The organism is Actinacidiphila guanduensis (assembly GCF_900103985.1).
GTDB lineage: Bacteria > Actinomycetota > Actinomycetes > Streptomycetales > Streptomycetaceae > Actinacidiphila > Actinacidiphila guanduensis.
Genome location: NZ_FNIE01000001.1, coordinates 712,086 through 727,499 on the forward strand (window position 1 = coordinate 712,086; position 15,414 = coordinate 727,499).

General features: G+C 71.6%; 11 protein-coding genes. 4 read left to right on the forward strand and 7 right to left on the reverse strand.

Features of this window, described 5'->3' with window-relative positions; translation table 11 throughout:
• Positions 1-461 precede the first annotated feature (461 nt).
• The 6 genes from gtfA to BLR33_RS03005 all read right to left on the reverse strand — a co-directional run bounded on the left by gtfA (position 462) and on the right by BLR33_RS03005 (position 7,273).
• Positions 462-1,955: a sucrose phosphorylase gene (gtfA, locus tag BLR33_RS02980; protein WP_093782615.1), complete on the reverse strand. Its 1,494-nt coding sequence runs from the start codon at positions 1,953-1,955 to the stop codon at positions 462-464.
• Positions 1,956-2,059: 104 nt separating this feature from the next.
• The gene (locus BLR33_RS02985; RefSeq protein WP_093782616.1) at positions 2,060-3,079 is read right to left on the reverse strand and encodes an aldo/keto reductase; all 1,020 of its coding nucleotides are present in this window, start codon (positions 3,077-3,079) and stop codon (positions 2,060-2,062) included.
• A 51-nt stretch (positions 3,080-3,130) separates the two neighbouring features.
• Positions 3,131-4,129 (reverse strand): NAD-dependent epimerase/dehydratase family protein, encoded by a 999-nt coding sequence (locus BLR33_RS02990; protein ID WP_093782617.1) that lies wholly within the window; start codon positions 4,127-4,129, stop codon positions 3,131-3,133.
• Positions 4,129-5,013, reverse strand: coding sequence for a carbohydrate ABC transporter permease (locus BLR33_RS02995; protein ID WP_407639624.1), 885 nt, complete (start codon positions 5,011-5,013; stop codon positions 4,129-4,131). Before BLR33_RS02995 ends, BLR33_RS02990 begins: the two co-directional genes overlap by 1 nt.
• On the reverse strand, positions 5,010-5,981 hold the full coding sequence (locus BLR33_RS03000) for a carbohydrate ABC transporter permease (protein WP_093782618.1): 972 nt from the start codon (positions 5,979-5,981) through the stop codon (positions 5,010-5,012). Before BLR33_RS03000 ends, BLR33_RS02995 begins: the two co-directional genes overlap by 4 nt.
• Before the next feature lie 32 nt (positions 5,982-6,013).
• The gene (locus BLR33_RS03005; RefSeq protein WP_245771111.1) at positions 6,014-7,273 is read right to left on the reverse strand and encodes an ABC transporter substrate-binding protein; all 1,260 of its coding nucleotides are present in this window, start codon (positions 7,271-7,273) and stop codon (positions 6,014-6,016) included.
• Between the two features lie 311 nt (positions 7,274-7,584).
• Here BLR33_RS03005 and BLR33_RS03010 point away from each other — a divergent pair, with 311 nt between their 5' ends.
• Together BLR33_RS03010 and BLR33_RS03015 are read left to right on the forward strand one after the other, a co-directional pair.
• Positions 7,585-8,601: a LacI family DNA-binding transcriptional regulator gene (locus tag BLR33_RS03010; protein WP_093782620.1), complete on the forward strand. Its 1,017-nt coding sequence runs from the start codon at positions 7,585-7,587 to the stop codon at positions 8,599-8,601.
• 191 nt (positions 8,602-8,792) lie between these two features.
• Positions 8,793-10,436, forward strand: a complete 1,644-nt coding sequence (locus BLR33_RS03015; protein WP_407639625.1) for a glycoside hydrolase family 27 protein — start codon at positions 8,793-8,795, stop codon at positions 10,434-10,436.
• Between the two features lie 286 nt (positions 10,437-10,722).
• On the opposite strand, the gene BLR33_RS03020 is transcribed toward BLR33_RS03015, so the two are convergent.
• Positions 10,723-11,325, reverse strand: coding sequence for a COG4315 family predicted lipoprotein (locus BLR33_RS03020; protein WP_093782621.1), 603 nt, complete (start codon positions 11,323-11,325; stop codon positions 10,723-10,725).
• A 1,203-nt stretch (positions 11,326-12,528) separates the two neighbouring features.
• Between BLR33_RS03020 and BLR33_RS03025 the strand changes: the two genes are divergently transcribed.
• Together BLR33_RS03025 and BLR33_RS03030 are read left to right on the forward strand one after the other, a co-directional pair.
• Complete coding sequence (locus BLR33_RS03025; protein WP_093782622.1) at positions 12,529-13,959, forward strand: non-reducing end alpha-L-arabinofuranosidase family hydrolase; 1,431 nt, start codon at positions 12,529-12,531, stop codon at positions 13,957-13,959.
• 417 nt (positions 13,960-14,376) lie between these two features.
• The gene (locus BLR33_RS03030; protein ID WP_093782623.1) at positions 14,377-15,387 is read left to right on the forward strand and encodes a hypothetical protein; all 1,011 of its coding nucleotides are present in this window, start codon (positions 14,377-14,379) and stop codon (positions 15,385-15,387) included.
• Positions 15,388-15,414 lie beyond the last annotated feature (27 nt).

The window sequence follows — 15,414 nt, forward strand, 5'->3', positions numbered from 1 at the left end:
TCGCGCGACAGGGGGCGTCGTGCCGGGGCGTCACCCCAGGACGGGGCAATGGGTCAGGCACATGTGCGGGCCGGCGGGGGTCCGCATACACCTCGCCGGCATGTGGCCGGCGGGGGTGATGTCCGGGTGGTCGCCCGTGGAGCGCTGCCGCTACCGCGGAACCCTCGGCGCGCCCCTGGCGGCACGGGGATGGTGTGGCCAGGTCAGAGCGATTCCATGGGTCACGGCAGACGCTCCTGAGGAGAGGAATGCGATCGCCCGGCGAAAATGTGAGCGCTCACATCCGGCGTGGGGGGTCAACAGGTGTGCGTGTGGCGCCGACACCGGAACTCGATGACGCCGAAATGAGACTGACATAAAGGGCCGTCAGATCTCAAGGGGTGTGACACAAGGCGTTGCGGGGGGAGATACGTGACGGGGCGGGCAGGGCCTCGGGAGGCACCCGGCCCGCCCCCGGGCGCTCAGGCCGCGGAGCCGGACCGCAGTGCGAGGCGGTCCGGGCCGGACGCCTCCACCGTGAACGCGGAGGTCGCCACGTCGGCGGACAGGACGGCTTCGTGCTCGCCGAGCTGCCAGCGCAGCTCGATCGTCGTGCCCTCGGTCCGGTGGGTGAAGGCGCCGCCGAAGGCGGGGTGCGCGGCGCGGAAGCGCAGCGCGGCGAGCAGGGACTTCACGAGCGGGCGCCGCAGCGCGGACGTGATCTCCCCGGCGGTGAAGCGGTGGCGGTTCACGTCCCGGCCCACGCCGGTGCGGGCCAGGAGGTCGAGGTCGTTGCGGCCGGCGAGCAGGCCGACGTAGTAGATCTGCGGCGTGCCGGGGACGAACAGCTGGATCATGCGGGCCAGCAGGTAGCGGTCGTCGTCGGCGCCGAGGGCGTCGTAGAAGGTGCAGTTGACCTGGTAGAGGTCGAGGTTGGACGCCGCCGCGCCGGTGGCCGCGCGGCTGCCACCGCCGCTCGCGGTGTGGATGGCCTCGACCAGCTTGTCGATCTGGTCCTCCGTCAGCAGCCCCTCCTCCCCCGGCCGCAGGACGCTGGGGCCGACGTCCACGATGCCGATGCCGTCATGGGTGTCGAGGACCGTGAAGCTGTTGCCGGGCCGCACGGCCAGCCAGTTGTGCAGCGGCACCGGGTCGCCGGCGTGCAGCGCGTGCAGGACGAGCGGCGGGAGGGCGAAGTCGTAGACGTGGTCCACGCTCCGGGCGATCTCCAGTTGCTGCCGGTAGTGGCCGTGCACCTCGACCAGCACCTCGGCGCCCCGGGCCCGCGCGTGGTCCCTGATCCGGCGGATGAAGCGCATGCAGTCCTCGGTCAGGAAGCAGTCGGTGCCGGCCCGCTTCCCGGCGTAGCCGACCGCGTCCAGCCGGAGCAGGCGGACACCCGCGCCGGTCAGGCGGTCGACGACGGTGGACAGGTAGGTCCATGTCGCCGGGTGGTGGATGTCGAGGTCGATCTGCTGCTCGGTGAAGGTCGTCCACACCAGCCGGCGCTGGTCGCCCAGCCGCAGGGCGGTGAAGGGCAGGCCCGGCCGCGGCCGGTAGATGCCCAGCAGGTCCTCCTCGGTGGCGCCGTCGGGGAAGACCGTGCTCATGGTCAGGAACATCCCCGCGTACGGGGAGGCGTCGCCGCGGGCCAGGACGTCCTGGAACTGCGCGGACGCGCTCGACATGTGGTTGACGATCACATCGGCCATGACCACCCGGTCGCGGGACAGCGCGCGCACGTCGTCCCAGGTGCCCAGGCGCGCGTCGACGCAGGTGTGGTCCTCCGGGTCGAATCCGGCGTCCGCTCCGTCGAACGTGCGGTAGAAGGGCAGGAGGTGGACACCGCCGAACGCGCCCTCCAGCGGCCCGGACAGCAGGTCGTGCAGCCCGGCGATCGTGCCGCCGAGGCGGTCGGCGTAGGTGATCAGCTGGGGTGCGGTGGCGAGGGTGCCGGACTCGGCGTGCTGGCTCATGGGATCGCTGTCGCCTTTTCTCGCAGGGTTCGTCTCGACGTGACCGGGTGCGGCCGTTCGCGCACCGCCGCCGGGCCCGCGGCCCGGTACCGCTCGCGCGGCGGTCAGTCGACGGTCCGGCTGCGCTGCTCCAGGCCCGCGGCGCCATAGGGATAGGGGGCGGCTCCCGGGTCGCTCGCGGCGTCCAGCAGGGCGATCTCGTCGTCGCCGAGCGCCACCTCGATCGCGCCGAGGTTGTCCTGGAGCTGCTCGACGGTGCGTGCCCCGAGGACGATGGAGGCCACGCCGGGCCGGGTGTGGAGCCAGGCGAGCGCCACGCGGGACATCGACACGCCCCGCTGCGCGGCGACCGCCTCCACCGCGGCGAGGGTGCGCCAGGTCCGCTCCTCGGCGCTGCGCAGGTCGTAGGCCTCGACCCCGCGGTTCGGGTCCTCGCCCAGGCGGGTCGCGCCGGTGGGGCGCTCGTCGCGCCGGTACTTGCCGGTGAGCCATCCGCCGCCGAGCGGGGACCAGGGCAGCACGCCCAGGCCGGTGGCCCGGCAGGCGGGAACGATCTCCCATTCCACCTCCCGGACCAGGAGGTTGTACTGCGGCTGCATGGAGATCAGCGGGAAGCGCCCCTTGGCCGTGGACGCGGCGAGCGCGATCTGCCAGCCGGTGAAGTTGGACAGCCCGGCGTAGGAGATCCGGCCGGAACGGACGGCGTCCTCCAGGAAGCCCATGCTCTCCTCCAGCGGGGTGAGCGGATCCCACGCGTGCACCTGGTACAGGTCGATGTGGTCGCGGCCGAGGCGGCGCAGGGAGGCGTCGAGGGCGCGGGACAGATGCCGGCGGGACAGACCGGAGTCCCGGGGCTCGACGCCGACCGGGAAGCGGCCCTTGCTCGCGAGGAAGACGCGGTCGCGCTGTCCTGCGGGCTTCTTGGCCAGCCAGTCGCCGATGATCCGCTCGGACTCGCCGCCGGCGTAGACGTCGGCGGTCTCCACGAAGGTCCCGCCGGCCTCGGTGAAGACGTCCAGCTGCCGGTGGGCCGTCCCGGGCGGTGTCTCGGCGCCGAAGGTCATGGTGCCGAGCGCGTGGGCGGACACGACGGCGCCGGATCGGCCGAGGGTGGTGTACTTCATGGTGGGCTGGCTCCGGGGGTTCGGGGTACGGGCGGTGGGTTGCGCGGGGGTTCAGCGGGGCGGGACGCGGAAGGTCGCGACGAGACCGTCCATCAGGGCGTCCATGCGGGCGTCGACGACCTTCGCCTCCGGGTGGGCGTCGTGCCAGGCGATGATCTCCTCGGCGCCGCGCTCGAAGGGCACGAAGTGGTCGAAGTCCGGGACGAGGCGGCGGATCTTGCTGTTGTCGAACACCATGGAGTTGGCCTTGTCGCCGAGCAGGGCCGCTCCCCACTCCTCGTCCAGGGCCATCACGGCGTCGGACGGCACGTGGACGAGGTCGGCCGTCACTCCTGCCGCGCGGGCGACGGCCGTGTAGATGCGGTTCCAGGTGGGTGCCTCGTCCGAGGTGATGTGGAAGGCCTCGCCGATCGCCTCGTGCCGGCCGAGCAGACCGACGAAGCCGCGGGCGAAGTCCTCGTGGTGGGTGATGGTCCACAGGGAGGTGCCGTCGCCGGGGACGACGACCCCTTTGCCGTCGAGCATCCGCTGGACGACGGTCCAGCCGCCGTCGAAGGGCACCATGGTCGGGTCGTAGGTGTGCGAGGGGCGTACGACGGTGACCGGGAACCCGCTCTCGCGGTAGGCCGCGGTGAGGAGGTCCTCGCAGGCGATCTTCGCCCGCGAGTAGGCCCAGTACGGGTTGCGCAAGGGGGTCGACTCGGTGACCGGCAGCCGGGCGGGCGGCGTCTGGTAGGCGGAGGCGGAGCTGATGAAGACGTACTGGCCGGTCCGGCCGGCGAACAGCTCGACATCGGCCGCGACGTGCTCGGCGGTGAAGGCCACCCAGTCCACGACGACGTCGAACTCCTCGTCGCCCAGGGCCTCCCGCACCGTATCGGGGCGCCGGATGTCGCCCAGGTGCACCACGGCGCCGGTGGGCACCGGGCGCGGCGATGTCCCCCCGCGCTTGAGCAGGTGCACCTCCATGCCGCGGGCGAGGGCGAGCCTGGCGCACGCGGTGCTGATGATGCCGGTGCCCCCGATGAAGAGGACCTTCAGGGCCGCCACTACTTCACCCCTCCCGCGGTGAGCCCGCTGACGATGCGCCGCTGGAAGATCAGGACCAGCACGATCAGCGGCACGGTGACGACGACGCCGGCTGCCATCTGCGTCCCGTAGGGCTGGTCGTACTGCGACGCCCCCGAGAACTGGGCGATGGCCACGGTCACCGGCTGGGACGCCTTCGTCTGCGACATGGAGTTCGCGATCATGAACTCGTTCCAGGCCGAGATGAAGATGAGGATGGCGGTGGTGAACACCCCCGGCGCGGCAAGGGGGAGGATCACCATGCGGAACGCCTGGGCCTTGGTGGCGCCGTCCACCCGGGCGGCCGCCTCCAGCTCCCAGGGCATCGCCCGGAAGAAGCTCGCGAGGATCCAGATGCCGAGCGGCAGCGAGAAGCTGATGTCCGGGATGACCATCGACTGATAGGTGTCGATCCAGCCCAGGTTCGCGAACAGCTGGAAGAGCGGGGTCAGGATGGCCACGCCCGGGAACATCGACGTGGCCAGGAACAGCCCGAGGACCAGGTTCTTGCCGCGGAACTCCAGCCGGGCGAGGGCGTAGGCGGCGAAGGTGCCGAACAGCAGGGCGATCACCGTGACGGCGCCGGCGATCACCAGGCTGTTGCGCAGGGCGTAGACGAAGGTGTTCTGGCTGCCGAAGACGGCGGAGTAGTTCGCGAGGCTGAAGTGGCGCGGCCACAGCGAGTTGTCGAAGACCGCCTTCGGGCTCTTCAGGCTGGTGACGACCATCCAGTAGAAGGGCAGCAGGCAGAACAGCACGATGGCCACCAGGGCCGCGTACAGCCACGGACTGGTCGTGCCCGTGCGCCGCCGGCGCCGGGCGGCGGCCCGGCCCGGGACCGGGACGCGCAGCGATGCGGTACTCAACTCCTGGCCTTTCTGCTGTCGCGGGTGTGCGCCTCGGTCGCGTCGACGCCGAGCAGCCGGACGAAGGCGTAGGCCGTGACGAAGATGAACAGGAACGTCAGGGTGGAAAGGGCCCCGCCGTACCCCGGTTTGAGTTCGCTGAGCGTGGACTGCACCACGAGGATGGACAGGGTCGTCGTGTCGTTGGCGCCGTGGGTGAGGATCGCCGGCAGGTCGTACATGCGCAGGGCGTCCAGCAGCCGGAAGAGGACGGCGACCAGCAGGGCCGGCCGCACCAGCGGCAGGGTGATCAGGCGGAAGCGCTGGAAGGCGCCGGCGCCGTCGAGTTCGGCCGCCTCGTAGACGTCGTGCGGGATGACCTGCAGGCCGGCCAGGATCAGCAGGGCGATGAACGGGGACGTCTTCCAGGTGTCCGCGACGATGATGGCGATCCTCGAGGGCCAGTCCGCCCCCGTCCACACCACGTGCGAGCCGGTCACCGCGTTGATGATCCCGACCGGGTTGAAGCTCCACTTCCACAGGACCGCGGCCACCGCGGTGGGCACCGCCCACGGCACGAGCACCACGCCCCGCAGCAGGCTCCGGCCGCGGAACGCCTGGTTCATGACGAGGGCCATGCCCAGCCCGATGGCCGTCTCCAGCACGATGGTGATCGCGGCGAACAGGTACGTGACCTCCACCGAGTCCCAGAACTGGCCGCTGCGCGCGCCCCACAGCGCGTCCGCGTAGTTGCCGAACCCCACGAAGTGCGGGCTCTCGCCCAGGGTGTCGCTCGACAGCGACCGGATCAGGGCCGCGACGATCGGGTACCCGATGACGGCCGTGAGGACCAGCATGGCCGGTACGACGAGCCAGAAGGCGAACCTCCCGTCGCCGCCCTTCCGCACTGCCGGCGCCTTGGCCCGCCGCCGGGCGGCGGGCGCGACGAGCGGGGGCGGCTCGTCGGTTGTCGAAGACCTGCTGGACACGGCTCACCTTCCTCGGCTGCTGCTGGACTGCGTCAATTGCTCTGGATGGCCTGCTGCAGATCGCCTGCCAGGTTCTTGATGGCGCCGTCGACCGAGACCTTTCCTTGCAGCGCCGCGTAGACGTCCTTCTGGATCGCCAGGCTCACCGCGTTGTAGGCGGGCGTCTTCGGCCGCGGCACCGCCGTGAGTTCGGCCTTCTGCAGGGTCGGCAGGTAGGGGGACGCCTTGGTGAGTTCGGGATCGGTGTAGAGCTTGCTCAGCACGGAGGCCTGGTTCATGACCTTGACCAGGATCTTCTGGCTCGATTCCGACTGCATCCAGGCGACGAAGTCCTTGGCGGTCTGCTTGTGCTTGGAGAAGGCCGACACGCCGAGGTCGATGCCGCCGAGCGACGCCTTGCCCGGACCGTTCGGGCCGGGCAGCTGGGCCATGCCGAACTTGCCCTTGATCTTGGAGTCGGCGGCGCTCGCCGCGGTGTACACGTAGGGCCAGTTGGCGAGGAACATGGTCTTCCCGCTGAGGAAGGCGTTCGCGCTCTCCTGCTCCTGGTAGGTGAGCGCGGCCTTGGGGATGTCGCCGTTGCGGAACATGTCGACCAGGTGCTGCAGACCCGCCCTGGCCTGCGGCGAGTCCACGGTGACCTTGGTGCCGTCCGGGCTGAGGAACGACCCGCCGGCCGAGGTGATCGCCTCCGCGGCGTTCACCGTCAGGCCCTCGTACTGCGCGAACTGACCGGCGTAGCAGTCCATGTGGTGCGCCTTGGCGACGGCGCAGTCGGCCTGCAGCTCGGCCCAGGTGGTCGGCGGCTTCGGGACCAGGTCGGAACGGTAGTACAGCAGCGCGCTGTTGGTCATGAACGGGGCGCCGTACATGGTGCCCTTGTACGTGGCGGTGTCGACAGCGGCGGGCAGGACACCGGGGCCGCCCACCTGGGCCTTGTCCAGCGGCGCCAGCCAGCCGTGGGCGGCGAACTCCGAGGTCCACACCACGTCGTCCCACATCACGTCGTACTTGCCGCTGCGGGCCTGGAGGTCCTGCACGAAGGAGTTGCGCTGGTCGTCGGGGGACGCCGACAGCTCGATGAACGTGACCTTCTGGTCGGGGTGGAGCTTGTTCCACTGCGCGAGCAGCTGGGGCATGGCGCCGGTGAGGTCCTTGCCCGACGCGAAGGTGATGGGGCCGCGGGCGTCGCCGCCGCTCCCGCTGCCGCTCGCACCGCATCCGGACAGGCCGACCGTGGCCACCGTGGCGGCGGCCACGGCGGCACCGGTCCATGAAAGTCGTCTCCGCACTGTGTCTCCCCAATGAGTCAGCCGTGCTACGTACGGGCGTCGGGCCCGCGGCACGCGGGCCCGGCCGAGCCGGTTCCTTCCGACGTTGGCGGTCAGCATGCGCCCCCCGGTGCACCGTGTCAATAAAGCGCTTGCACACAATCCGGCAACGGAGACAGGGGCGAACGAGCACGTCATCGCCTGCCGGTTCACCGCGGCGCGGCCTTCGGAGAACCTGTGTGCCGAGCGCTTGCACAACTGCTGGTGCCAGGGCGATACTCTGTGCGCTCGGCAGTCGACGGGCGCTGGACAGCAAGGCAAGAGGTGGCACAGTGGCGGGAATCGAGGATGTGGCGAGGCTCGCCGGTGTCTCGGCGTCGACGGCTTCGCGCGCCCTCAACGGCCACCCGCGCATCTCCGCCGAGACGGTGCGCCGGGTCGCCGAGGCGGCGCAGACCCTGGGCTACGTCGCCTCCTCCAGCGCCTACACGCTGGCCACCGGCCGCAACCGGAACATCGGCGTCGTGCTGCCCTACGTCGAGCGCTGGTACTTCGGCACGGTGCTCGCCGGCATCGACTCCCGGCTGATGCAGGCCGGGTACGACCTGTCGCTGTACAACTTCAACGGCTCGTCCGAACAGCGCGCTTCGGTGTTCACCGACTTCCTGCTGCGGCGCAGGGTCGACGCCCTGATCACGGTCGCGGTGAAACTCGAAGCCGGCGAACTCGACGTGCTGCACCGCCTGGGCAAGCCCGTCCTCGCAGTCGGCGGGCCGGTGCCCGGCGCCTCGACCCTGCGCATCGACGACTTCGGCGCGGCGAAACTGGCGACGCTCCACCTGCTCTCGCTCGGCCACTCCCGCATCGCCCTCATCGGCGGCGACGCGGCCAGCGAGATGGACTTCCGGCAGCCCGAGACCCGCCACGGCGGCTACCTCGAAGCGATGGCGGACCACGGGATCGACGTCCCCGACAGCTGGTTCTTCCCCGCCGACTTCACCGTCGGCGGGGGTTACGCGGCCGCCAAGACGGCACTGAGCGACCCCCGGCTGAGCTTCACCGCCCTCTTCGCCGCCTCCGACGAGATGGCCATAGGCGCCGTCCTCGCGGCGAGGGATCTCGGCATGAGGGTGCCCGAGGACGTCTCGATCGTCGGTATCGACGGCCACGACCTGTCGGAGTTCTTCGGGCTCACCACGGTCGCCCAGGCTCCGCGTGACCAGGGCGCCCGGGCCGCGGACCTCATACTGGAGGCGCTGTCGGGCGGGGAAGCCGCCGAGGCCACCGACACGGTGTGGCCGATCGAGCTGGTGGTCCGCTCGACCACCACGCGCAACCACGGGGCCTGAGGAGCTACCGGCCGCGTGAACAGCCGTCTGCTGAACGGGGCTTGACACCATGAGCGGCGAGGCGCACCGTGATGTCCCGCACCCGTTCCCCATCCGCACTCCGGCCTGCGACCGAGATTGTTAGCGCTAACAGGCTGGGCTGAGCAGCACTGGCGCCATCCCCCCACCCGTACGACCGAGGAGGCAGGACCGTGCTCGACCGCATCCGCGAAGCCGTGCACCTCCATCGTCGACGAGCCGCCGCCGTCTCCACCGCCCTCGCCCTCTGTGCGAGCGGGGTGCTCGTGGCCGCCGCGTCGTCCGCAACCGTCCTGGTGGCCGCGCCACCGGCGGCGGCGCTGGACAACGGGCTGGCCCGGACCCCGCAGATGGGCTTCAACGACTGGAACGCGTACGGCTGCAACGTCAGCGAGTCGCTGATCGAGTCCACCGCCCAGGCCATGCACACCGACGGCATGCAGGCCGCCGGCTACACCTACGTCAACATCGACGACTGCTGGATGACCCACAGCCGGGACTCCGCCGGCCGCCTGGTGCCCGACCCGGCGAAGTTCCCCGACGGCATCGCGGGCACCGCCGCCTACGTCCACTCCCTGGGGCTGAAGCTCGGCATCTACGAGGACGCCGGGACCGCCACCTGCGCCGGCTACCCCGGCAGCCTCGGCCACGAGACCACCGACGCCCAGACCTTCGCCTCCTGGGGCGTGGACTACCTGAAGTACGACAACTGCAACAACAACGGCGTCCCGGCGCAGTCGCGGTACACCGCCATGCGGGACGCCCTGGCCGCCACCGGCCGGCCGATCCTGTTCAGCCTGTGCAACTGGGGTCAGGAGAACGTCTGGACCTGGGGCGCCGGAGTGGGCAACAGCTGGCGCACGACCGGCGACATCAACGCGAGCTTCTCCAGCATGCTGTCCATCTTCCACAGCAACGCCGGCCTCGCCGCCTACGCCGGACCGGGCCACTGGAACGACCCCGACATGCTGGAGGTCGGGAACGGGTCGCTGACGCAGACCGAGGCCCGCTCGGAGTTCAGCCTGTGGTCGGAGATGGCGGCCCCGCTCATCGCCGGCACCAACATCGCCTCGGCGAGCTCCGCCACGCTGTCGACGCTCACCAATACGCGCGTGATCGCCGTGGACCAGGACCCGCTGGGCAAGCAGGGCGTGCTGGTCTCGTCGGCCGGCGGGCTGGATGTCCTGGCCAAGCCGCTGTCGAACGGTGACGTCGCGGTCGCCCTCTTCAACGAGACGGGCTCCACCGCCACGATCAGCACTACGGCGGGGGCGGTGGGCAAGACGGGGGCCTCCTCCTACACCCTCACCGACCTGTGGTCGGGCGCGGTGTCCTCGACAAGCGGGACGATCTCCGCCTCGGTCCCCTCCCACGGAACGGTCATGTACCGCCTGTCGGGCGGCAGCAGCACGGGATCGGACCCCTCGGGACCGATCCGCGCGGTGGGCGCGGGCAGGTGCCTGGACGTGCCCGGCTCCACCTCGACGGCCGGCACCCAGGTCGACATCTGGGACTGCAACGGCGGGGCGAACCAGCTCTGGACCCGGACAGCGTCCGGGCAGCTCACCGTCACCTCCGGCGGCGCGCGGATGTGCCTGGACGCCTACGACAACCGGACCGCGCCCGGCACGAAGGTGGAGATCTGGTCCTGCAACGGCCAGGCGAACCAGCAGTGGCAGGTCAACGCCGACGGGACCATCGTGGGCACGCAGTCGGGCCTGTGCCTCGACGTGACGCAGGCCGCCACCGCGAACGGCACACCGGTGGAGCTGTGGACCTGCAACGGGGCGAGCAACCAGCACTGGACGCTGTCCTAGCCGTATTGCCCTGCCGCGGGCGTAGCCGGGCCCGGCCGCGCGAGCGGTCCGGCGCGCGCGTCGGGCCGCAGCCAGGGAGAAGTCCACCGCACGGGTGCGGCGGCCGCCCGCGGCAGCGGGCACCCCGACCGGACCCCGCACCCGTGCGGCAAGGTCGGCCTTCAGGACCGCGACCGGGTTCTGAAGGCCGACCTCACGCGGGGGTGTCTGGCCGGCTGGACCGTGGGCCATGGTGCTGTGCGCGTTACGGGCATCCCCGCCGGGGACCCGTACGGCACGGCGCCCGCTACCAGCCGCCGCCCGCGTCGGAGCCGCTTGCCGTACCGGTACCGGAACTGCTGGAGGGAGCGGCGGCGGCCTTCGTGATTCCCGCGCCGGTCGGCGACAGGACGTACCACTTGCCGCCGAATCCCTGCCCGTTGACGTCTCCAGTGCTGGTGTCGCCGGAGTAGTAGTACAGCGGATGGCCGTTGTACGTGACCTGCTTCGTGCCGTCGTCGCGGGTGATCGTGGCGAGCTTGCCCGCCGCCACGCCGGAGCCGGCCTTCGGCATGTCGGTGCTGGTCAGCGGCGGCCACGTGGTGGCGCAGGCGCCGTAGCAGGCCGACTTGCCGGAGGAGTCCGCCGTGAAGAGGTAGAGCGTCCGGCCCGAGCCGCTGGTGAGGAACGGGCCCGGGCTCCTGTTCGTGGTCGTGACCTCGACGGACGCCGCCCCGGCGGGATGGGGCGTACCGGTCGCCGGGGCGGCCCCGGCCGCGGCGGACGCCGACGGGCTGGAACTCGCCGACGTACCGCCGCCGCCACATGCCGCGGCGAACGCCGCCAGCGCGACCGCGGCCAGGCCGAGTCCGGCCGTGGAGGAGAACGTTCGCTTGCCTCGGACCTTCATGGAGTTTCTCCCGTCGTGAGAGGGTCTTGTCCTTGCGTTTCCTGGAGCGCGTCCGCTGGACGCGTCTGCAGGCCAGTACGCGGACGCGGCACGGGCCGCTCAAGGACCGGCCCATGCGGGGAATCACACAGGGCGGCCTGAACGCGGACGACCGGTCGCACGTAGCCGGGGCGGCTCCGCACGGCCGGCGCGCGGCCGGGCGTCGCGGTGCCGGGTGTCGGGGTACGAGGTGCGAGGCGTCGCGGTGCGAGGCGTCGCGGTACCGTCCGCCGCCTGGCGCTGACGCCGACGGCCTTCGCGGGCCCGCTCCGGACAGGCTCGCTCGGGGTCGCTCGCCACCCGCGCCCCTGGAACCGGCCGGGCGCCTGTTTGGACCGTGCACGGCCCTTGAGTTGCACCTGTTCCCTGTGTCACCCTCGTGCCACCGGCCGCCTGGTGCACAGGCGGTCCGTGTGGTGCCTCCTCTCCATGCGATCCCCCCACAACGAGGCTTGTTAGCGCTCACATTTACGCTGACGCCCTCACGCAGGAGTGCTCATGACCACAGCAGTGCGTCCGCGTTCACGTCGGCGACATCCGTGGCGCGAGAGCGCGCGTCATCTGACGGCGCGGGGCAGACAGCGGTCGGCCACCCCCACTGCCGACCGGGTCGACGCCGGCTTCCCTCCCGGTCGTTGACGTCCCGCTGACCGGTTCGGCCGCGGCCTCGGTGGACGCCGGTGGCCCGGCAGGGCTGCGTAGCCACGCGCCGGTGAGCAGCGACGGGTTCCCGCCGTCGGGGTCGCTGTTGCGGCGGCATCGGCGAGGACCGGCCCGAGTGGCCCGGTAGCGCCGCAGGGTTCCCCCGCGAAGCCGCGGGAGTGCCGAGGCGGACACGGCCGCCGCCGGTCACTGCGTGCTGCCGTCCGGGGCGGTCACGACGGCTGATTCCGCGGGAACCGCCGGCGTCGCGTGTCCGACCGCAATCGTGGCCGGCTGCGCCCGTCGCCGCGTTCAGGCCGCGGCCGCCGCAGCGCCTCCTGCTGCCCGCGGGACCTCACCTCCGGACCGCCGTTGCCCGTCGCGTTCACCTCGACGGTGCCGCCGTGCCGCGGGGCCCGTCCGGGAACCCCGGGCGTGCACCTCACACCGCACCACACCGACAGTCCGGGAGGCCCTGGGCGGGGCCGCCCGGAACCACTTGCTCAAGGATCAGGAGTTCCCATGCGCAGACGAAAGTTCCGCCGCGGGCCGCTGTCCGCGGTGCTCGCCGCGGTGATCACGTGCCTTCTGGCGGTCGCGGTGACGCTCGTCGCGGGCCCGGCCCAGGCGGACACCAGCGGCGCCCTGCGCGGCACCGGTTCCGGCCGATGCCTCGACGTACCCAACTCCAGCCAGACGGACGGCACCTACCTGCAGATCTACGACTGCTCCGGCGGGACGAACCAGCAGTGGACGCTGACGTCCGGCAACGAACTGACCGTGTACGGCAAGTGCCTGGACGTGCCGGGGCGGGCCACCGCGCCCGGCACCCGGGTGGAGATCTGGACCTGCAACGGCGGGGCCAACCAGCAGTGGCGGGTGAACTCCGACGGCACGGTCGTCGGCGTGCAGTCCGGCCTCTGCCTGGACGTCACCGGAGCCGGCACGGCCAACGGCACGGCGGTCGAGATCTGGACCTGCAACGGCGGCAGCAACCAGCAGTGGACCGGCCTGTCCGGCACGTCGAGCCCGCCGCCGAGCGGCGGCACATGCTCCCTGCCCTCGACCTACCGGTGGACGTCGACGGGCCCGCTGGCCCAGCCGGCGAACGGCTGGGTCTCCCTGAAGGACTTCACCAATGTGGTGTACAACGGCAAGCACCTGGTCTACGCGTCGAACGTGTCGGGGTCGTCGTACGGCTCGATGATGTTCAGCCCCTTCACGAACTGGTCGGACATGGCGTCGGCCGGGCAGACGGGGATGAGCCAGGCCGCGGTGGCGCCCACCCTGTTCTACTTCGCGCCCAAGAACATCTGGGTGCTGGCCTACCAGTGGGGGGCCTGGCCCTTCCTCTACCGCACGTCGAGCGACCCCACCAACCCCAACGGCTGGTCGGCGCCGCAACCGCTGTTCACCGGCAGCATCCCCAACTCCGGCACCGGCCCGATCGACCAGACCCTGATCGGCGACGGCCAGAACATGTACCTGTTCTTCGCCGGCGACAACGGCAGCATCTACCGGGCGAGCATGCCGCTGGGGAACTTCCCGGGCAACTTCGGCTCGTCGTACACGACGGTGATGAGCGACTCGACGAACAACCTGTTCGAGGCGGTCCAGGTCTACAAGGTCCAGGGCCAGAACCAGTACCTCATGATCGTGGAGGCGATCGGGGCGAACGGGCGCTACTTCCGCTCGTACACCGCCTCCAGCCTGAGCGGTTCGTGGACCCCGCAGGCCGCCAGCGAGAGCAACCCCTTCGCGGGCAAGGCCAACAGCGGTGCCACCTGGACCAACGACATCAGCCACGGTGACCTGGTGCGCAGCAACCCCGATCAGACCATGACCATCGATCCCTGCAACCTGCAGTTCCTCTACCAGGGCAAGTCCCCCTCCGCAGGGGGCCCCTACGACCAGCTGCCCTGGCGGCCGGGCCTGCTCACCCTCCAGCACTGAGCCCCGGGCGGACCGCCGCCCATCGCGTCACGGAACCCCGGTCGGCATCCGACCGGGGTTCCGCCGTCCTCACTGCGACGGCGGAAGCGGCCGCCGGGGCCAGGCCGGCGGGACCGAGACGGCCCCCGGGGACGGTGCCCGATCCGGCGGCACGCTCGGCCGTCACGCGCTGTGACGATCATCACGTGAATCTTCCGCGCTGCCGCCCGTAATTCCAGGTGGGGGCGCACTCGGCGAACGCCACGGCGACACAACGGTGCGCTCCAGTCCGCGGAGTGACCACAAGAGAAGTTGATGACCGGTGAACGAGTGTCCGACCGTCTGGCTGCCGTACCACCCGAAGGAGATGAGCGACCTCCCGAGCGTGCTCTCCCGCCTCGCGCGGGGGAACGTGGCGCCGGCCACCGGGAGCTGCCGATGACCGGGCCCTCGCGGGAGATCCCGTGGCCGGGCGGGCGCGCCCGGCGGCTCCACCGCCCGTCCGCCGGCCGCCCCGGGCCGCCGAGTCCGTCGCCACGGCTGTTCGAGGGCTACGAGCACCGGGGCCACACCGACCCGGCCGCCGCGTGGACGTCCTTCACCATGACGTGGGACTGGGCCGCGCAACTGCCTCGTGCCCTTCCCGCCGACCGCGGCGCCGTCTGCCTCCCCGCCGAGGCGGGCTACCTGATCTCCGGCACGTGGCACGTGACCGACGAGGCACGCAGGCACCGCTGGCTGACCCTGACCACCTCGTCCGGCGGGTCCGGGGACCGTCCCGCCGCCATGGATCAGCCGGACACCTTCGTCGTCGCCACCCGGGCACTCCCCCGTCCCTCCGGCCCGGCGCCGGAGGTGGTGCGGCTGGACGGGCTCCATGTTCCGGCCGGGTTCGTCACCGGTTCGGCGGCCCGGCCGCTGGGTGACCGCGACGCCCCCTTTCTGTGGATCGCCGTCACGGCAATGGCGCTCGGCGCGGCACGACGCCTCGCCGAGAGCCTGCCGGGCCTGGCCGCGGGCGCGCCGCTCGCGGACCGGCCGGGCTTCCCCGTACCGCCGCAGTCGGCGGCCGCCCAGCTCGGTGCGCTGACCCGCGCCGAGTACGCGGCACTCACCGCACGGCTGCGCGACGGCGGCGCGTCCTGCGCGCGACCGGCGGAGTTCGACAAGGTACTGGCCGCGCAGATCCGCCAGGCGGGCCTGAGGGTGCATCAGGTGGCGGTGGCGGCCTACGAGTACGCGTTGTCCGTCACGGAAGGCAGCGGACCCGGCCCGCTGGAGCCCCTGTTCTCCGACTGCACGGCTCTCCTCCAGCACATCCGGTACACGACCGAGTTCCTGCCCTGCCCGCCAGGCGACGACGCCGGGTGCGCCGATGGACCACACCCGGCGATCAGCAGCTCCCGCGGGCCGGAGCCGGCTTCCGCGGCGCCCTGTCCTGTCCGGTGACGGACCCGGAGACGCCGACGGGCCCCG